19 protein-coding genes are annotated in these 19,638 nt (G+C 48.9%); 7 read left to right on the plus strand and 12 right to left on the minus strand.

Annotation, left to right across the window (positions count from 1 at the left end; genetic code table 11):
- Positions 1-169 precede the first annotated feature (169 nt).
- Positions 170-1,393, minus strand: a complete 1,224-nt coding sequence (locus tag ACJHWT_RS09370; protein ID WP_000029732.1) for a hypothetical protein — start codon at positions 1,391-1,393, stop codon at positions 170-172.
- 580 nt (positions 1,394-1,973) lie between these two features.
- The gene (locus ACJHWT_RS09375; protein ID WP_000100267.1) at positions 1,974-2,975 is read right to left on the minus strand and encodes a permease; all 1,002 of its coding nucleotides are present in this window, start codon (positions 2,973-2,975) and stop codon (positions 1,974-1,976) included.
- Positions 2,976-3,082: 107 nt separating this feature from the next.
- On the opposite strand from ACJHWT_RS09375, the gene ACJHWT_RS09380 reads away from it, so the two are divergent.
- Positions 3,083-3,379, plus strand: a complete 297-nt coding sequence (locus tag ACJHWT_RS09380) for an ArsR/SmtB family transcription factor (RefSeq protein ID WP_001175589.1) — start codon at positions 3,083-3,085, stop codon at positions 3,377-3,379.
- Positions 3,380-3,512: 133 nt separating this feature from the next.
- Here the strand turns inward: ACJHWT_RS09380 and arsC are convergent, their stop codons facing one another.
- From arsC to ACJHWT_RS09400, 4 genes are all read right to left on the minus strand, one after another.
- Complete coding sequence (gene arsC / locus ACJHWT_RS09385) at positions 3,513-3,938, minus strand: glutaredoxin-dependent arsenate reductase (RefSeq protein WP_000065766.1); 426 nt, start codon at positions 3,936-3,938, stop codon at positions 3,513-3,515.
- Positions 3,939-3,950: 12 nt separating this feature from the next.
- Positions 3,951-5,240, minus strand: a complete 1,290-nt coding sequence (gene arsB / locus ACJHWT_RS09390) for an arsenite/antimonite:H(+) antiporter ArsB (protein ID WP_001318093.1) — start codon at positions 5,238-5,240, stop codon at positions 3,951-3,953.
- Between the two features lie 53 nt (positions 5,241-5,293).
- On the minus strand, positions 5,294-5,647 hold the full coding sequence (gene arsR / locus ACJHWT_RS09395; RefSeq protein ID WP_000008966.1) for an As(III)-sensing metalloregulatory transcriptional repressor ArsR: 354 nt from the start codon (positions 5,645-5,647) through the stop codon (positions 5,294-5,296).
- A gap of 247 nt (positions 5,648-5,894) precedes the next feature.
- Entirely contained in the window at positions 5,895-6,110 is a 216-nt protein-coding gene (locus ACJHWT_RS09400) for a hypothetical protein (RefSeq protein ID WP_000968019.1), read from the minus strand.
- 278 nt (positions 6,111-6,388) lie between these two features.
- Between ACJHWT_RS09400 and dinQ the strand changes: the two genes are divergently transcribed.
- Positions 6,389-6,472 carry a damage-inducible type I toxin DinQ gene (gene dinQ, locus ACJHWT_RS09405; protein WP_001295215.1) on the plus strand — a complete coding sequence of 28 codons (84 nt, stop codon included), beginning with the start codon at positions 6,389-6,391 and terminating at the stop codon, positions 6,470-6,472.
- A 53-nt stretch (positions 6,473-6,525) separates the two neighbouring features.
- Here dinQ and gorA read toward each other — a convergent pair whose 3' ends face one another.
- Positions 6,526-7,878 carry a glutathione-disulfide reductase gene (gorA, locus tag ACJHWT_RS09410; protein WP_000160811.1) on the minus strand — a complete coding sequence of 451 codons (1,353 nt, stop codon included), beginning with the start codon at positions 7,876-7,878 and terminating at the stop codon, positions 6,526-6,528.
- Between the two features lie 71 nt (positions 7,879-7,949).
- Positions 7,950-8,792 (minus strand): 23S rRNA (adenine(2030)-N(6))-methyltransferase, encoded by an 843-nt coding sequence (gene rlmJ, locus ACJHWT_RS09415; RefSeq protein ID WP_001318090.1) that lies wholly within the window; start codon positions 8,790-8,792, stop codon positions 7,950-7,952.
- 202 nt (positions 8,793-8,994) lie between these two features.
- On the opposite strand from rlmJ, the gene prlC reads away from it, so the two are divergent.
- On the plus strand, positions 8,995-11,037 hold the full coding sequence (gene prlC, locus ACJHWT_RS09420) for an oligopeptidase A (RefSeq protein ID WP_001296496.1): 2,043 nt from the start codon (positions 8,995-8,997) through the stop codon (positions 11,035-11,037).
- Positions 11,038-11,044: 7 nt separating this feature from the next.
- Entirely contained in the window at positions 11,045-11,797 is a 753-nt protein-coding gene (gene rsmJ, locus ACJHWT_RS09425; RefSeq protein ID WP_000686608.1) for a 16S rRNA (guanine(1516)-N(2))-methyltransferase RsmJ, read from the plus strand.
- 48 nt (positions 11,798-11,845) lie between these two features.
- Here rsmJ and dtpB read toward each other — a convergent pair whose 3' ends face one another.
- Together dtpB and uspA are read right to left on the minus strand one after the other, a co-directional pair.
- On the minus strand, positions 11,846-13,315 hold the full coding sequence (gene dtpB, locus ACJHWT_RS09430; RefSeq protein ID WP_001098629.1) for a dipeptide/tripeptide permease DtpB: 1,470 nt from the start codon (positions 13,313-13,315) through the stop codon (positions 11,846-11,848).
- A 314-nt stretch (positions 13,316-13,629) separates the two neighbouring features.
- Positions 13,630-14,064 (minus strand): universal stress protein UspA, encoded by a 435-nt coding sequence (gene uspA, locus ACJHWT_RS09435; RefSeq protein WP_000323571.1) that lies wholly within the window; start codon positions 14,062-14,064, stop codon positions 13,630-13,632.
- 390 nt (positions 14,065-14,454) lie between these two features.
- On the opposite strand from uspA, the gene uspB reads away from it, so the two are divergent.
- A complete protein-coding gene (gene uspB / locus ACJHWT_RS09440) occupies positions 14,455-14,790 on the plus strand; it encodes a universal stress protein UspB (protein ID WP_000626187.1) in 336 nt (111 codons plus the stop codon).
- A gap of 70 nt (positions 14,791-14,860) precedes the next feature.
- On the opposite strand, the gene pitA is transcribed toward uspB, so the two are convergent.
- Positions 14,861-16,360, minus strand: coding sequence for an inorganic phosphate transporter PitA (gene pitA / locus ACJHWT_RS09445; protein WP_000902780.1), 1,500 nt, complete (start codon positions 16,358-16,360; stop codon positions 14,861-14,863).
- A gap of 231 nt (positions 16,361-16,591) precedes the next feature.
- Here pitA and ACJHWT_RS09450 point away from each other — a divergent pair, with 231 nt between their 5' ends.
- On the plus strand, positions 16,592-17,785 hold the full coding sequence (locus ACJHWT_RS09450; protein WP_000439204.1) for an NAD(P)/FAD-dependent oxidoreductase: 1,194 nt from the start codon (positions 16,592-16,594) through the stop codon (positions 17,783-17,785).
- Positions 17,786-17,871: 86 nt separating this feature from the next.
- On the opposite strand, the gene ACJHWT_RS09455 is transcribed toward ACJHWT_RS09450, so the two are convergent.
- Complete coding sequence (locus tag ACJHWT_RS09455; RefSeq protein ID WP_001318089.1) at positions 17,872-18,924, minus strand: DUF2776 family protein; 1,053 nt, start codon at positions 18,922-18,924, stop codon at positions 17,872-17,874.
- A gap of 557 nt (positions 18,925-19,481) precedes the next feature.
- On the opposite strand from ACJHWT_RS09455, the gene yhiY reads away from it, so the two are divergent.
- Entirely contained in the window at positions 19,482-19,595 is a 114-nt protein-coding gene (gene yhiY, locus ACJHWT_RS09460) for a protein YhiY (RefSeq protein WP_001304942.1), read from the plus strand.
- Positions 19,596-19,638: the final 43 nt, after the last annotated feature.

The raw sequence follows: 19,638 nt of genomic DNA on the forward strand, positions 1-19,638 counted from the left end.
ATGCCTGATAGTAACGTAAACCTGTCTGATGTTTATATCCCTTCTGTTTAGTTTAATTCTGTTAGTTTTGGGGCGTGACATGAGTATCCATCGCCCCATAAAATAGCCTTTTTTTAAAGGTACATAAAATCTATTTTTATTCAATGATTATAAAGTGCTAATGTTCATATTATGGGATTATATTCTGGTAATGATTTGATAAGCGAATTCTTTTGCCAGTTGGTGTTTCTATTTCCACCCCATAATTTATAGTTTTTTCATCAGGTAGCGATCTCTTTAAATAAGGTGCGTATGACATTTTTTTTGGGTTAAGCGTCTCGTATTGAAATACTTCGAATTGATATTCAGACATTTCTGCCCATGTTTGAATTTTATTATATCGGGAGAGTGTCGTAAAGGCTTTAACTTGCTTATAACATTGTTTTTTGAATTCTTGCTGATATTTTAATATGTCATTGTATGAAATATTGGCTATCCTGGCCTCTAAGAATTTAATTATTGTCGAAGCAATTTCCGCTTTTGCTCGTAAAAAGTTGTCATTAATGGTTAATAATGTTGAAAATAAACCTTCGATTTGTTTGTCAAGATATTGTTCGTCTTTATATAATTTTGGGGTAGGGTGTTCTTTATGTGAAAAAATAGTGTCACCTAAATTTGCGGCAGTGAAATTTATATTAAGTAGATCTTCGAAATAAAACCTTGACAAGGTTAGAACGAACCCGGAAAGGTCCTGTCCTGTCACATTGAAATCAATAAAGTTGGTTCCAGCAAAGACTTTCATCCTGTTTTCATTTTCACTGTGCTCAATATACAACCTTGTCATTTTTTGGTACAAGCTTTGAATATCTTTTATATCAGTTGGTAAATCAGTTCGTTGCCCAGAAAAATTTTTATTTTCGGAAGAAACGGTTTGGACACTGAATCTTACTGGCATTCCCTCTTCTACGCTAATTTTAGTTATGATTGCCTTGTCGGGTTTAGGATTAGCGACAACAATGATTCGACATTCAGAGTTTTTATTCTTTTCGTATCTAATGTTATTAATCTGATTAAGTATTGATTGTGTCTGTTGCGTAAGTGGTGTCGAACTTATCGTTTCAATGTTATTAATAAGTTTTACAAGTTGAGCCACAACTTTTGAGTAGTCTGCATTTGTATATGTGGTGTTCGTGTGGCACGCATTAATTTGTTGGAGTTGTTGTTGCGCTAAATCAAATTGTTCAGCGTTATATCCTTCTTCAGACAATGAAAAATTAATGGGTTGCTGTTCTTCCTGATTATCACAAGGCCACATCGGTGTGTCTGGTGTTTTAACATTGTCGGTATCTGTTGTGCGGTTATAAATATCGCCGTGATATGTATTTATCATACATGGGGTAAAGTAAATTGACATAACATTCCTTATTGTTCATCTATTTCGCTAAATTTTTGTAAATCGGAGAATTAGAGCAGGAATGGATTTTCTTCTACGCGGAAATAAACACAATGCGTCATATCTTCCTGATATAATTACCTTTAACTTCACTTTCATTTCCACCCGGTAATATTTGTGTATAAAAAAAGGGCAGTGATAGTATCGTAAAGGAAAACGTTAACAACTATCAAAAAGCGCTCATTTTAAAAAGTTATGATGTTCACCGATAGTGTGTGAAGTGATATTTTTGTGATGTTTTAGATGTGTAATAATGAACCAGGTTAAAGTGTATTTAAAAATGTGTTGTATTGGCGACTGAAATCTGCCCTTTAAAAGGGGGGATAGCACTGAAACAAAGAGACATTGCTTCTCCGATAAAATGTCAGAGAAGCATGATTGCGTGGTGATTGTCGATTGATGACTTACTGACGGATCCGTCATCATTCTCAAAGCATTAGTTAAGTTATTTGTGATTTTTAAGGATTATCCTATCTATGATTTTCTACTCAGAAGGATAAGGCACTCACAATGCTCCTTATAGTTTACTGCTGGCATCTATTTAAAATAGCATTTGAGTCAAATAGCCCATCAAGATAGCCATACCTAATATAACCGTCAGGAATGCAACTATCATCGGTATTCTGAACATTGATTTAAGTAATATCACTTCCGTCAGGCTTGCGCCGGCACTGCCGATGATTAATGCCATTAATGCTCCCAGACCCATTCCTTTTGTCATCAGAACAGATGCCAGAGGGATAACCGCCTCTGCCCGGATATATAGCGGAATACCGACAACGGCGCTCAATGGGATGGCGAAGGGATTATCTGCCCCTGCATGAGCGGCAATCCACTCTGAGGGAATAAAGCCATAAATAAAAGAGCCTATTAATACCCCTAACAAAAGATATGGCAGTACATCTTTAAACTGTTGCAACGCATCTTTGGTGGCTAGTTTTATGGGATTAATACTTACCACAGCTTTGGTACTGCAACAGTTTACTACAGGTTTCTCAATGGCTTTAGCCGCTGGACTACAGCAACTCACTTTTATTGGCGTATATGTCGTCCCCGGCGAAGTTTTGGCTGGAGCACAACAATTTGCTGATGAGCTTTTACTGACAATGATATGACGTTCAAATCCCAGAGAATCCAGGATAATACTGGCAAGTACGGAGACGCCGGCGGCGATAATCGCGTACAACAAGGTAACTTTCCAGCCAAAGGTCACCCACATTAGTCCGACGATAATGGGATTAAGTAATGGTGAAACAAATAAAAAAGTGAGAGTCGGACCGAACCCGGCTTTCGCTGACAACAATCCACGTAACATTGGGATTGTCGAGCAACTACAGAACGGGGTGACGGCTCCCAACAGAGCAGCCAGGAGATAGCCTTTCCCTTTTCTTGCCCCCATCATCTGCTGGATTTTATGGTCTGGCACCTTTTGTCTTATCAGGCTGACACCGGCACTAATCACTATAAACAGCAAAGAAAGCTCGACGGCGAGAAACACAAACATCTCTGCGGCATCTTGCAGCATCGCAAGCCAACTACTCATACATAACCTCATTGAATAAATCTATATTTCCAGAATAATCGAAATGAAATTCAGATCAAGATATTTCTGGTATTATCGAAATATCAACCAGACAAAGGGGGTGTCATATGCAGTTGGAAGAAGTTGCTAAAGCGCTGAAAGAGCTAGGTCACCCGACCCGTTTGTTCATATTCAAACACCTGGTCAAAGCGGGGGAACAAGGTTTGCCGGTCGGTGAGTTGCAAAAGCAGCTTGGGATACCTGGCTCCACACTCAGTCACCATATATCAGCACTGGTATCGGTAGGGCTGGTCAAACAAAACCGTGAGAGTCGGACGCTGATGTGTGTTTCGCAATACGCAATGCTGGAAGCGATAATTGAATTCTTACGCGAGGAGTGCTGCGTAAATAGCAAAATTGCCTGATGCGTTACGCTCTACATATTTCATGCCATATATTGAATTAGCACGGTTTTGTAGGTCGGATAAGACGCGTTAGCGTCGCATCCGACATAAACAAAGCGCACTTTACCAACTATCGGCAGTGGATATCGCCGCTTTATTTCAGGCGCTTACCCGCTTCATCAACCACTTTCTCGCCATCTTCCTTGGAGAATGCGCCTTTTTGCGCATCTGGCAGAATTTCCAGCACCACTTCTGAAGGGCGGCACAGACGAGTTCCCAGCGTCGTCACCACAATCGGACGGTTAATCAGGATAGGATGTTGCAGCATAAAATCAATTAACCGATCGTCGGTAAATTTATCGTCCGCAAGGCCCAGTTCCTCATACGGTTCGACGTTTTTACGCAGCAGCGCGCGTACGGAAATCCCCATATCGGCAATGAGTTTGACCAGTTCATCGCGCGTTGGCGGAGTTTCCAGATAATGGATAATGGTCGGTTCTGTGCCGCTGTTGCGGATCATCTCCAGCGTATTACGCGACGTGCCGCAGGCCGGGTTGTGATAAATGGTAATGTTGCTCATATCAATATCTCATTACAAAGTGAAAGAGAGACGTAGCGCCAGCGCAGTCAGCGTCACAAACAGCACAGGCAGGGTCATGATAATCCCTGTACGGAAGTAATATCCCCAGCTGATAGTCATATTCTTCTGCGAAAGTACGTGCAGCCAGAGTAGCGTAGCCAGGCTACCAATTGGGGTAATTTTCGGTCCCAAATCGCAGCCAATCACGTTGGCATAAACCATCGCTTCTTTGATAACGCCAGATGCCGTGCCGCCATCAATGGACAACGCGCCAACCAGTACCGTCGGCATATTGTTCATAATAGAAGAGAGGAAGGCGGTGAGGAATCCGGTGCCGAGCGTCGCGGCCCACAGGCCGTTATCCGCCAGCACGTTGAGTACGCCAGAAAGATATTCCGTTAATCCGGCATTGCGCAGGCCATAAACCACCAGATACATGCCGAGCGAGAAGATGACAATCTGCCAGGGTGCACCGCGCAGGACTTTACCCGTATTAATCGCATGACCGCGTTTAGCGACGACAAATAATATCAGTGCGCCCACTGCCGCAATGGCGCTTACCGGAATGCCGAGTGGTTCCAGGACGAAAAATCCCACCAACAGAAGCAGTAAAACAACCCAGCCAGTTTTGAACGTAGCAGGATCTTTGATCGCTTCTGCGGGAGATTTCAGCAGCGCCATATCGTAGTTCTGCGGAATATCTTTGCGAAAATAGAGATGTAGCATCACCAGCGTGGCAACAATCGCGGCGATATCCACCGGCACCATCACCGAGGCGTATTCGCGAAAGCCGAGGCCAAAGAAATCAGCGGAAACGATATTCACCAGGTTGGAGACAATAAGCGGCAGGCTGGCGGTATCGGCAATGAATCCGGCCGCCATCACGAACGCAAGCGTCGTGCCTTTACTGAATCCTAAAGCCAGCAGCATGGCGATGACAATTGGCGTTAAAATCAGCGCCGCGCCATCATTGGCAAACAGAGCTGCAACGGCAGCACCGAGCAGGACAATCCAGGTAAACAGCAAGCGACCGCGTCCATTGCCCCAGCGTGAGACGTGCAGCGCCGCCCATTCAAAAAAGCCGGACTCATCCAGCAGCAGGCTGATGATAATGACGGCAATAAACGCAGCCGTCGCGTTCCAGACGATATTCCACACCACCGGAATATCACCCGGATGTACCACGCCCGTAACTAACGCCAGTACCGCGCCGAGCGTTGCACTCCAGCCGATGCCTAAACCTTTCGGCTGCCAGATAACCAATACAATGGTCAGGACAAAGATAGCGCCTGCCAGTAACATAATGCCTCCTGGATAAAACACATGCGAAAATACATATGTGTTTAGCTAAATTTTTAACTGCAAATGTTCTTACTGTCTCCGGAACAGTTTTGTCGAGCCAGGTTGCGGACAATCACCTGAACCTTTTCCTGTTCGCATCGCCAGGCCTGCTCAATAATTTTCGCGGCCCATGATGGAATATGCGGTGATAAGCGGTAATGAACCCACTTACCCTGCTTGCGATCCAGCAATAGCCCACTTTCACGCAGCAATGCCAGGTGGCGGGATATCTTGGGCTGCGACTGATCGAGGGCAGTACAGAGATCGCAGACGCATAATTCTCCCAGCTCGCTGAGCAGTAAAACGATGCCCAGACGGGTTTCATCAGCAAGAATTTTGAACAGTTGGATGGGTAACAGAAATGACATATTGCGCTCCTGATTGTTGCAGGTAGTGTCTCTCTTCGAAGCGGATAAGTCAAAAACATATATGGTTTAACGAATGTGTATGTGCAGAGGAAGGTAATAGGTGTGAATTTTGAGTTGGCTATTCATTTGAAAGGAGGTCTGAATCAGGACGTAAAAAAACCGACTTTGCGTCGGTTTTTTACTTTCCAGCCCTGAGTTGGTGGCTCTGGCTGGAGTGAGAATGCCCACATCTAACGGTTCAATACTATTAGCCAGTGGCTAACATTGCAAGCGTTAGCGATTTCTTCAGCTGGCGGAGGGACAGTTTGCTATACATGTTGGTGAAAGAGGATTTATATACTTTCATCGGGTCGCTGCCGTACCAGGCCTTGTCCGAATCCGGATGTAAAAAACCGACTTTGCGTCGGTTTTTTACTTTCCAGCCCTGAGTTGGTGGCTCTGACTGGAGTGAGATAGCCATCATCTAACGCATCAATGCTAATACCATACTGAAACTATTGCAAGGACATGCTGGTTTTATAACCCGCAAGTACTGTATGATTATCCAGTTAGCTCTGAGACATTTTCACTCTGGCAATGCGCATAAACGCTTTCAAAGTCCTGGTCAGAAGTACGGGTGGTGCCGTTAACTGATGCTCTGGCCGGAGTGAGAATGCCCACATCTAACAATGGGGCATGCGCCGTGACAGGCAGTGGATGAGTAAGCGGATGCATTCTCACTCCATCGCATGGAGAAAACGGGTGATTGATAAAGCAATCATCGTTCTTGGGGCGTTAATTGCGCTGCTGGAACTGATCCGCTTTCTGCTTCAGCTTCTGAACTGATAGCGGAAACGTAGCTAAGGGCTAAGAGCACACTACTCTTAGCCCTTTAACATTTAACGCATTGTCACGAACTCTTCTGCCGCTGTCGGGTGAATGGCAACCGTGTTGTCGAAGTCTTTTTTGGTTGCGCCCATCTTCAGCGCCACCGCGAAGCCCTGCAACATTTCATCCATACCAAAACCAATGCCGTGAATTCCGACAATCTTCTCTTCCGGTCCAACGCATACCAGTTTCATGCGGCACGGCTGGCGGTGAGTGGTGACGGCGGTATACATCGCGGTGAAAGAGGATTTATACACTTTCACCTGATCGTCGCCGTACTGCTCGCGCGCCTGCGGTTCCGTTAAACCAACAGTCCCAATCGGCGGATGGCTGAAGACCACGGTCGGAATGTTGCTGTAATCCAGATGCTCATCCGGCTTGTTATTAAACAGGCGTTCAGAGAGACGGCGACCCGCTGCAACTGCCACCGGTGTCAGTTCCACTGCCCCCGTGTTATCGCCCACCGCGTAAATACCTTCAACGTTGGTATTTTGATATTTATCGACGACGATATAGCCTTTTTCGTTAGTTTTAACGCCAGCGGCTTCCAGGTTGATGTTGTCATTGGCAGGCTCGCGACCAATCGCCCAAATCAGGCAATCCACCGTTTCACTGCGCCCATCTTCCAGCTCCAGCGTCAGGCTACCATCAGCATTTTTCACTACTGCTTTCGGGATGGCGTTGGTATGCAACTGCGGGCCTTCGGCGTTCATCACTTCGACCAGCGTTTCAGAGATCATCGGGTCGAAGCTGCGCAGCGGCGCATGTTTACGCACAAACAGATGCGTTTTCGCGCCGAGGCCGTTAATCACGCCCGCCAGTTCCACGGCGATGTAACCTGCGCCAACAACCGCCACGCGCTCTGGCAAAGCAGGAAGGGCGAAGAAGCCATCAGAATCAATACCGTATTCCACGCCTGGAATATCCGGGTGGCTCGGACGACCGCCGGTGGCGATCAGAATATGATCGGCCGTGATGGTTTCGCCGTTTACCTCCAGCGTTTTGGCATCAACGAAGCGGGCAAAGCCTTTGATTACATCAACGTTATTTTTACCGAGCACGTTTTCATAGGAAGTATGAATACGGTCGATATAGGCGGTACGGCTGGCGATCAACGTTTCCCAGTTGAATTTATTGATAGTGGTATCGAAACCATAATCCGGACCGTACATGTGGATCGCTTCACGGATTTGCGCCGCGTGCCACATCACTTTTTTCGGCACGCAGCCGACGTTCACGCAGGTGCCGCCCAGTTCTTTGGCTTCAATCAGCGCGCATTTCTGACCGTACATAGCCGCGCGGTTGATGGAGGCGATACCGCCGCTGCCGCCGCCGATGGCGATGTAATCATAGTGTTTAGTCATGACATATTGTCCTTATCGTTGATTACCGCGATTGTAGCGCGAGACGTAATAGGTGCCAGCGATGGCTGCAATTACTCCGGCACGATCCAGCTTACGGTGGCGTGCCCAGTGCCAGCTGGAACCAGTTTGCTGTGCAGCCACGGCAGCACGTTATTCATCTGCTGTTCCAGCTTCCACGGCGGATTAATCACAATCATGCCGGAAGCGGTCATGCCACGGCGATCGCTGTCTGGCAGCACCGCCAGTTCAATTTGCAGAATTTTGCGAATGCCGGTCGCTTCCAGGTCGTGGATCATGCGCTTAATTTGCTGGCGCAGCACCACTGGATACCACAATGCGTAAGTGCCAGTGGCGAAACGTTTGTAACCTTCTGCTATCCCGCTGACCACCGCCTGATAGTCGGTTTTCATTTCATACGGCGGGTCGATAAGGATTAAACCACGGCGGGAAACCGGCGGCAGCTTGGCCTTAAGCTGCTGGAAACCGTCGGCTTTTTCGACGCGCGCACGGCTGTCTTTCTGAAATTCAGAACGCAGCAACGGGTAATCGCTCGGGTGCAGCTCGGTCAGTTGCAGGCTGTCCTGTTCACGCAGTAGCTGGCGAGCAATCAACGGCGAACCGGGGTAATAACGCAACTGCCCGCTACGGTTGAAGTGTTTTACCACATTGATGTACGCCTCCAGCTCCGCAGGCAAATCGTCCTGCTGCCAGATACGGGCGATACCTTCGAGATATTCGCCGGTACGCTCGGCATGTTCGCTGCTTAACTGATAACGCCCGGCCCCTGCGTGGGTGTCGAGATAGAGAAACGGTTTATCTTTCTCTTTCAGCGACTCGATGATCAGGCTCTGAACGGTATGTTTAAGGACGTCGGCGTGGTTGCCAGCGTGAAAGCTGTGGCGATAACTGAGCATGGGTAAAGGTGTTCCGGTAAGTAAAAATCGGCCCGTATTCGGGGCGCACAAAAGCCTATCAGGACAGTATACCGAAAAGAGGCCGCCGCCGCGAAAGCGTAACGTTTCTCATTGAAATTCACTACACTTAACCCCATGCTACACACATTATGTAAAGCGCCTGTTGAGCGCTTCCTTAACCTCTTTAACCAGGACTGCGCTAATGACGAATCCGTTACTGACTCCCTTTGAATTGCCTCCGTTTTCTAAAATTCTCCCGGAACATGTCGTTCCAGCCGTGACTAAGGCGCTGAATGACTGCCGCGAAAACGTGGAGCGCGTAGTAGCGCAAGGGGCACCGTACACCTGGGAAAATCTCTGCCAGCCGTTGGCAGAAGTAGACGATGTGCTGGGGCGTATCTTCTCCCCGGTCAGCCACCTGAACTCGGTGAAAAATAGCCCGGAACTGCGTGAAGCGTACGAACAAACCCTGCCGCTGCTGTCAGAATACAGCACCTGGGTAGGGCAACATGAAGGGCTGTATAAAGCGTATCGCGACCTGCGCGATGGCGATCATTACGCCACGCTGAACACGGCGCAGAAAAAAGCGGTTGATAACGCACTGCGCGACTTCGAACTCTCTGGCATCGGTCTGCCAAAAGAGAAACAACAACGCTACGGTGAGATTGCCACCCGTCTTTCCGAGCTGGGCAACCAGTACAGCAACAACGTCCTCGATGCGACAATGGGCTGGACCAAACTCGTTACCGACGAAGCGGAACTGGCAGGAATGCCAGAAAGCGCACTGGCTGCGGCAAAAGCCCAGGCTGAAGCGAAAGAGCTGGAAGGTTATTTGCTGACGCTGGATATCCCAAGCTACTTGCCGGTAATGACTTACTGCGACAACCAGGCCTTGCGTGAAGAGATGTATCGTGCTTACAGCACCCGCGCTTCCGATCAAGGCCCGAACGCCGGTAAGTGGGACAACAGCAAGGTGATGGAAGAGATCCTCGCGCTGCGTCACGAACTGGCGCAACTGCTGGGTTTTGAAAACTACGCCTTTAAATCCCTTGCCACTAAAATGGCAGAAAATCCGCAGCAGGTGCTTGATTTCTTAACCGATCTGGCAAAACGCGCGCGTCCGCAAGGTGAAAAAGAGCTGGCGCAACTGCGTGCCTTCGCTAAAGCCGAATTTGGCGTCGATGAGTTGCAGCCGTGGGATATCGCTTACTACAGCGAAAAACAAAAACAGCATCTCTACAGCATCAGTGACGAACAGCTGCGTCCGTACTTCCCGGAAAACAAAGCGGTTAACGGCTTGTTTGAAGTGGTGAAACGTATTTACGGCATCACCGCTAAAGAGCGTAAAGATGTTGATGTCTGGCATCCGGATGTACGTTTCTTCGAACTGTATGACGAGAACAACGAACTGCGCGGCAGCTTCTACCTCGACCTGTATGCCCGTGAAAACAAGCGCGGCGGGGCGTGGATGGATGACTGCGTAGGCCAGATGCGTAAAGCCGACGGTTCGCTGCAAAAACCGGTCGCGTATCTGACCTGTAACTTCAACCGCCCGGTAAATGGTAAACCGGCACTGTTTACCCATGACGAAGTGATCACCCTGTTCCATGAATTCGGTCACGGCCTGCACCATATGCTGACCCGCATTGAAACTGCTGGTGTATCTGGTATCAGCGGGGTGCCGTGGGATGCGGTCGAACTGCCGAGTCAGTTTATGGAAAACTGGTGCTGGGAGCCTGAGGCGCTGGCGTTTATCTCCGGTCACTATGAAACCGGCGAACCGCTGCCGAAGGAGCTGCTGGATAAAATGCTGGCGGCTAAGAACTACCAGGCGGCGCTGTTTATTCTGCGCCAACTGGAGTTCGGCCTGTTTGATTTCCGCCTCCATGCCGAGTTCCGCCCGGATCAGGGAGCGAAAATCCTCGAAACTCTGGCAGAAATCAAGAAACTGGTTGCCGTAGTACCGTCTCCATCCTGGGGCCGTTTCCCGCACGCTTTCAGCCATATTTTCGCCGGTGGTTATGCCGCAGGTTACTACAGCTACCTGTGGGCCGACGTGCTGGCGGCAGATGCCTTCTCGCGTTTTGAGGAAGAGGGCATTTTCAACCGTGAAACTGGGCAGTCGTTCCTCGACAACATTCTGAGCCGTGGCGGTTCAGAAGAGCCGATGGAGCTGTTCAAACGCTTCCGTGGTCGTGAACCACAGCTGGATGCGATGCTGGAGCATTACGGCATTAAGGGCTGAACATTCAGTGAAAATCTGCTTAATTGATGAAACAGGCGCCGGAGACGGCGCCTTATCTGTTCTGGCGGCCCGCTGGGGGCTGGAGCACGATGAAGACAACCTGATGGCGCTGGTGTTAACACCGGAGCACTTGGAACTGCGCAAGCGTGATGAGCCGAAGCTGGGCGGCATCTTTGTTGATTTTGTTGGCGGGGCGATGGCGCACCGACGCAAATTCGGCGGTGGTCGCGGAGAGGCGGTGGCGAAAGCGGTGGGCATTAAAGGCGATTATTTGCCGGATGTGGTGGACGCCACCGCAGGGCTGGGGCGCGATGCCTTTGTGCTGGCTTCGGTCGGCTGCCGCGTGCGGATGCTGGAGCGTAATCCGGTGGTTGCTGCATTGCTCGACGACGGCCTGGCGCGTGGTTATGCGGATGCGGAAATCGGCGGCTGGTTGCAGGAGCGGTTGCAGTTAATTCACGCTTCCAGCCTGACGGCGCTGACCGATATTACTCCGCGCCCGCAGGTGGTCTATCTCGATCCGATGTTCCCGCATAAGCAGAAAAGCGCGTTGGTGAAAAAAGAGATGCGTGTCTTTCAGTCGCTGGTGGGGCCGGATCTTGATGCCGATGGATTGCTGGAGCCTGCACGCTTGCTGGCGACCAAACGCGTGGTGGTAAAGCGCCCGGACTACGCGCCGCCGCTGGCGAATGTCGCCACGCCAAACGCGGTAGTGACCAAAGGGCATCGCTTTGATATTTATGCCGGAACGCCGGTGTAAAAGTAAAGCAGGGTAGCGTTATCGCTACCCTGCTTTCTGCAAGAATAATTAATGGCTTTCGGGCGTCGCAATCATGCGTTTCAGCCACGGCACCATCAGCAGCATCACCACCGCAACGCCCAGCGTAACCAGGCCAATCTTACCAAACACGTTGGTATAGACGGGCAACGTCTCAAGCGGATCGGTAATGTTGTCTGGTACTGCGGTAAATGTTGCCACATAGCCGCCCAGCAAGAACGCGGCAGCCTGCGTCAGGAACCACATCCCGAGAATAAAGCCCATCAAATGCTGCGGCACCAGGGCAGCAATCATCGCCAGACCCAGGGCGCTAATAAACAATTCACCCAGGCTCTGGAACAAGTAAACCAGCACGATAAACCACGGCGATGTCAGTCCTTGTGCATCCGCAAACCACATTCCCGCAGCGGCGGCTGTAAGAAAGCCCAGCGAGCACATAAACATGCCGAGAGTAAATTTCATCGGCATCGAGAGGTCTTTGCCTTTGTTACCCAGATGCGTGTAAATGCCTGCCAGTATTGGGCTGGCGAGTACCACCCAGAACGGGTTAAGCGCCTGGAAGCTGACCGGGTTGATGGAAAAGCCGAGAATTTCATGATGCACGTTGTTGATGGCAAAGAAGTTCAGCGACGTTGGCATCTGGGCGTAGAGAATGTAAAACACCACCGCTTCGAGCATCAGGACAAAGGCGACAAACATTTTATTGCGCCCGGTTTTATCCAGCTTGAATGCCTGACGAAAGAAAATGATGGTGACGACGATGGAGAGAACAATCAGCACCAGATTGGCGACTTCTACGTTGTGCATCAGCCATGCACAGACGAAGATCATCACCACGCTGCCAAGTAACACGTACAACAGTTTGCTGAAGCTCATCGGCCGGAAGTCGGGTTCAGAACCAATGTCTTTCACCATTCCGCGACAGGCGATGTAAACCAATAGCGCGATAATTAATCCCGCACCGCACAGGTTGTAGGTGACTGAATAGCCGAATCTATCAGCGATCACAGGGGCCAGCGATAACGCTATCAACGAGCCGATGTTGATCGACATATAGAACAGGGTAAATGCGCCATCAAGCCGCGGATCTTTCGGCGGATAGCACTTCGAAAGCAAGCTGGCTGGGTTAGCTTTAAACAGGCCGTTACCGACAGCGATAGTCCCCAGGGCGATGAAAATCAGGTCAGGCTTAAGTAGCGACAGGCCGGTCATGAAGTAGCCAATCGCCAGCACAAGTGCTCCGAGGACAATGGTGCGTTTGGTCCCCAGCAGGTGGTCGCCGACATAGCCGCCAATGGAAATGAGGCCATAGACCAGCGCAGCAAAAGCACCAAAAGTGACAAAAGCCTGTTCTTGCGAGAATCCAAGCTGCTTAACGAAGAAAACCGCCAGTACGCCCTGCACGCCGTAGTAGCCGAATCGCTCCCATAACTCGACAAAAAAGATCATGAAAAATGGGCGAGGTTGCTGCAGCATCCCCATGGGTGTTGTTGTATTCATATTTATTAACCTTCCAATACCATCCTGAAAAGTATGAACGCGTAAGGGATAACGCGCGAAAAAGTTTACATCTGTCAGAGATTCTTAATATTGATGCGGTGAATAGATTAATACACTATTACAACAGAAAATAACCAGCTGATCACACTAATGATGGAAAATATGATGGTGTTAAATGTTGTATTGGCAGGGGATTTTGATTGCGTACGCAGACCGTGGCCAGATAAGGTGTTTACGCTGCAAGGTAACAAGGCGCGCCAAAAAGCAAAACGCCCGCATATGCGGGCGTTCAGGAACACGTCGTAGAGGGAAGATTATTCTTCTTCGTCGCGCAGCGGAACAATCAGCATATCAACGTGAACGGTGTTGATCAGCTGACGTGCGGAAGACATCAGTTTGCTCCAGAAGTCCTGGTGGTGACCACAAACCACCAAATCCATATCGTATTTCTTGATTGCATCGACCAGAACCTGGCCCAGGTCGCCGCTGCCGCTCAGGGTTTCAGTGATTGGGTAGCCTGCATTAGTGGAAAGCTCGGTCAGCGCATGATGTGTCTCTTCAGAGATGCGTTTCTGCATATCACCCAGATTCACATCAATAAGCCCGGTGTATAGGTCAGAGTAGTTTACATCTACGTGGATCAGAGAAACTTTCGCATTGTAGGGGCGAGCCATAGAGACTGCTTTCTCTACCAGAACTTTGCTTTCCGGGGAGAGATCGACCGCGATGAGAATGTGTTTATAAGCCATAGTGTTACTCCTTCCATAAAGTTGTCGATGACTGGCCAGCTAGCGTTTCTTGTGCCGTTACGTCACCCGCGTCCTGCGAACTACGTGCGCGGGGCTAACCCAGCCGTAAAGATTCAGTGTTAAGACCATCCTTACCTTATAGCGACCCGGATGATCCGTCAATCCGCCTTGCTTACCCGTTAGATAAACAAATTTTCGACATGAATATATTGATAGTGGTTAACCTTCTGGAAAAAAAACAACCTGATCTCCTACACTATCTATAGAGCCGCTCGGATGTTGGTCACCACAAAAGCGGTTTCTCCAGGACCTGGTGTTAACTGATTGGCAGCGTATCGGGAGCGGTAGCCCCGGGGTGGAACTCCGCGGGCAGGTCGCCGGGGAGGAGGTATGATAAGCACCGTCGCATTATTTTGGGCTTTATGTGTCGTTTGCATTGTTAACATGGCGCGCTATTTCTCATCACTACGCGCGTTGTTAGTGGTACTGCGTAACTGCGATCCATTGCTCTATCAATATGTTGATGGAGGGGGCTTTTTTACCTCACATGGCCAACCCAACAAACAGGTGCGTCTCGTTTGGTATATCTATGCCCAACGTTATCGCGATCATCACGATGATGAGTTTATTCGCCGCTGTGAGCGGGTGCGTCGGCAGTTTATTCTGACCAGCGCATTGTGTGGTCTGGTGGTGGTCAGTCTGATTGCATTGATGATTTGGCATTAAGCACTTCAGCAAAAATAACGCATAAAAAAAGCGGGCCAGTAAACTGACCCGCTCGTTTTGGTGCGTGCGATTACAGGAACTGCAAGGAGAGCCAGTACAGCCCGCCGGAAAGCAGTACCGCAGCCGGAAGGGTAAACACCCAGGCCATCAGAATACTGGTCACGGTTTTACGCTGTAAGCCGCCGCCATCTACCACCATCGTCCCCGCGACAGAAGAGGAGAGTACGTGGGTAGTGGAAACCGGCATCCCGGTATAACTCGCCAGGCCGATAGACACTGCCGCAGTCATCTGGGCAGACATTCCCTGAGCGTAGGTCATGCCTTTCTTACCGATTTTCTCACCGATAGTCGTTGCCACACGACGCCAGCCAATCATCGTACCGATACCTAACGCCAGCGCGACCGCCATGATGATCCACACCGGTGCATACTCGATGGTGCTAAGCATGTCAGACTTCAGTTTCTTCAACAGGCGCTGATCGTCAGCACTCACGCCAGGCATCTTCACCACTTTGTCGATAGTGTCAGAAACGCACAGCATAATGCGGCGCATCTGGCTACGTTGATCAAGCGACAGCTTATCGTAGCTTTCCACATCGGTAGTCAACATGCCTTTCAGGCGGTTGAGCGCGTTAATGGTATTCGACGGATGGCAATGGAACTCCGCAGGTTGCGTTGCGCCAGCTTCCGGAGCCGGTACTAACTGATCAGCACCGGTCGCTTGTTTCAGCAGCGCAGGATGCTGCTCAAAGTAAGCTTCGACGTTGTTGATGGCATCACGGGTACGGGTGATTTCGTAGCCAGTGGCATTCATGTTCACCACGAAGCCTGCTGGTGCGACACCAATCAATACCAACATAACCAGACCAATGCCTTTCTGACCATCGTTCGCGCCATGCGAAAACGCCACGCCGATAGCGGAAAGGATCAGCGCAATACGCGTCCAGAACGGCGGCTTTTTCTTGCCGTCTTTCTTTTCACGCTCCGCTGGGGTCAGGTGGATACGGGCGCGTTTCTTGGTGCCGCTCCAGTAGCGACGCAGCAAGAAAATCAGACCGCCAGCAAACACCAGGCCGACAATAGGGGAAACGATCAGAGAACCGAAAATACTTAATACTTTCGGGATATTGAGTGCATCCACCACTGACGTCCCGGTCATCAACGCATTGGTTAAACCAATCCCGATGATCGCGCCAATCAGCGTATGAGAGCTGGATGCAGGTAAACCAAAGTACCAGGTACCCAGGTTCCAGATAATCGCCGCCAGCAACATAGAGAACACCATGGCAAGGCCATGAGACGATCCCATATTAAGCAGCAGATCCGTCGGCAGCATATGCACAATGGCATAGGCAACACTCAGACCACCCAGCAAAACACCCAAAAAGTTGAACACCGCCGCCATAACCACGGCGAGCTGAGAACGCATCGCGCGGGTATAGATAACGGTTGCCACGGCGTTGGCTGTGTCATGGAAACCATTGATGGCTTCGTAGAACAGCACAAAAGCCAGTGCAAGCAATAATAACAGCCCGGTATGCAAATCCAGGCCAGCAAACAAATGTAGCATAGGACGTTACGCCATTTTGAGGACATGAACGCGGCGCATTATCAGTGACTTTCGCGGCGCGGGCAAAGTGAAATATAGACTTTTTTTGATTTGCCTCCTGTATGGATTTCACTCAAAAAATAATTATCTTATATAATTCAGGTAAATACTTCCTTTTAGTAATATTGATGCTGGTGCGACCACTGAGGAATCTTTACAATTCACGCCCGTTTTTTCTTAGAGGAGCGCAACGTGGAAAGGTTTGATGCCATTATTATAGGCGCTGGTGCGGCGGGTATGTTCTGTTCTGCGCTGGCAGGTCAGGCAGGACGCCGGGTTCTGCTGATCGATAATGGTAAAAAACCAGGGCGCAAAATCCTCATGTCTGGCGGTGGGCGCTGCAACTTTACCAACCTTTATGTCGAACCGGGCGCTTATCTGAGCCAGAATCCGCATTTTTGTAAGTCTGCACTCGCGCGTTTTACCCAGTGGGATTTCATTGATCTGGTCAATAAACACGGCATCACCTGGCACGAGAAAACGTTAGGGCAACTCTTCTGCGATGACTCCGCGCAGCAGATTGTCGACATGCTGGTGGATGAGTGCGAGAAGGGCAATGTGACCTTCAGATTGCGTAGCGAAGTGCTGAGTGTGGCGAAGGATGAAACAGGCTTCACGCTTGAACTGAACGGCATGACTGTCGGTTGCGAAAAGCTGGTCATCGCGACCGGTGGACTGTCAATGCCAGGGCTGGGCGCGTCGCCGTTTGGTTATAAGATTGCCGAACAATTTGGCCTCAACGTGCTGCCGACCCGCGCGGGCCTGGTGCCATTCACTCTGCATAAACCGTTGCTCGAAGAGTTACAGGTGCTGGCGGGCGTGGCGGTGCCTTCCGTGATTACCGCTGAAAACGGCATCGTTTTCCGTGAGAACTTACTCTTCACCCACCGCGGCTTATCTGGACCGGCGGTGTTGCAAATTTCCAGCTACTGGCAACCGGGTGAATTTGTCAGTATCAATCTGCTACCGGATGTGGACCTCGAAACCTTCCTGAATGAGCAGCGTAATGCACATCCGAATCAGAGCCTGAAAAACACACTGGCGGTTCATCTACCGAAGCGGTTGGTTGAACGTTTACAACAACTCGGGCAAATCCCGGATGTTTCGCTAAAACAGCTCAACGTGCGTGACCAACAGGCACTGATTAGCACATTGACCGACTGGCGCGTACAACCCAACGGCACTGAAGGCTATCGCACTGCCGAAGTGACGCTCGGCGGCGTGGACACCAACGAACTCTCTTCACGGACGATGGAAGCGCGCAAAGTGCCTGGGCTGTACTTCATCGGCGAAGTGATGGACGTCACCGGCTGGCTGGGGGGCTATAACTTCCAGTGGGCGTGGTCGAGTGCATGGGCTTGTGCGCAGGATTTGGTGGCAGAATAAGAAGCAAAATGTGCTCTCGATACCAGAGGGATTAACCTGAATAAAACCAGATAAGGCGTCCAACGCCTTATCTGAAGCCTTTTTTATTATTTTTTCGCTGAACCCGCTTCTAATATAGAAACGATGGAAAACAGTGTAAAACAAACTGCACCTAAGCCAACCAGAACTCGCGAAGGAATAAAGTAAGCCATATCGGTTTGCGCAATTTCAGCCAGGAACGCAGCAAGGAACAGACAAAACAGACAGGTAAATACCGGAATCATGGGTATTCTGTTGGCTAACGAACAGGTGCGTCGCCATACCAGCGCTAACAACCACACTTTGGAGAAAATACTGTAGCAGATCATCCCCAGGCAAATGAGAATAATGCCGGGGGCCAGGCGGGCGCTTGCATCTGAACTGATTAATACGTAGATACCAAAAATAATGGTAAGTGAGCCAAGCAAAATAACCCAATAGCACCACAGCCAATGTTCTTTCACTGAGAACGTATTCCGCGTTTGATGGACAATAGTGGCGACAAGGCCAATAAGACAAGCGCAAATTGCCGTTAACCCCATTAGTACGTGACCTGCAACATAATGTGGTGTGATATCTGCACTACGTAACAGTATGACTGACCAAATGAAACCAAAGAGAGTAAGCAGAACGGGAACGGCAATTAAGCAATTACCGATTGTTGAAGAATAGGCCTGCAATGGCGTACCGTCACTCTTACTGCCCGAGGCGTTTTTGGGGATCAACAGAAAATGTCCGGAAGATGCCGCTACGGTTGATACACAAGCGGCAATCATGCCAACGCCGAAAATAACATGACCGGCGACAAATTCATCTGCCATCACATTATTGCTTGCCAACAGTGACCATCCCCAAATCATAGTTGTAGCAGAACCGGCATAACCAATAACGGGAAATAACCTGTTGTAGAATTTATTCATGCCGTGAGTTAACTGAGATATAATAATAAATGCGGTAGTGAACAATGCCAGACATATCGCAGAAAGAGAAATCAGAACATGCCCTGCAACGAAATATTCACTTTGCCCAGAACCGGTTAATACAAACTCACCTAATGCGATGCATATTATACCCATCAGTAAAGGAATTAATTTAAACAACCATCCGATATATATATTCATTTTAAACCCCATATATATTTTCTGCTACACTTCGAAAAACATATGATTCGTCTTTTCAGTTAGTTAAATATGTCTATAAGATGCCATCAATTAAAAAAAGTAACTTCACTATAATCGGATTTAGCGTTATGGGGATCAACTTTTAGCGGTGAGTTAATGCTATTAAATAAATATTTATCCTAAGATAAACTCTGAATTAATATCTTTATCTTATTTTGTTGTTTTAAATGAGTCTTTTAGGGAATATTTTATTAAACCCACGAGCCTTTATCATCTATCATCTTTTCAGAATAAATTATTTTATATTCGGTATTTATTCGCACATCAGGCGATAATAACGCTATGTGATAGTCATCAGGTTTCCCTGTTACGGAAACCTGTGCAACAGAATCTGTGAACCTGTACAGAATATTTTTGGAAAAAACACCAGCGAACGGAAGAACATCGCGATGTATCACAAGTTGATGGCAATCAAATAGACAACATGAATATAACTGTTAGTATTTAATTGATTTCACTTATGAGTATGCGTGTTTCATTTACGGCCAGGAATGCTGATGATGACAACATTACTACCCGTTTTCACTAAGCCTTCCCCATTGGCGCTCAATGCTCTGTGCGCTGGTCGTATTTGCCATTTCCTTCTTATCCCGGATGGAAGAATCCGCTGAACATCGTTCGGTGGCAGTTGTAACACGCGTCGATTGCTTACAG

Source organism: Escherichia sp. WS338 (genome assembly GCF_046486405.1).
Lineage (GTDB): Bacteria > Pseudomonadota > Gammaproteobacteria > Enterobacterales > Enterobacteriaceae > Escherichia > Escherichia coli.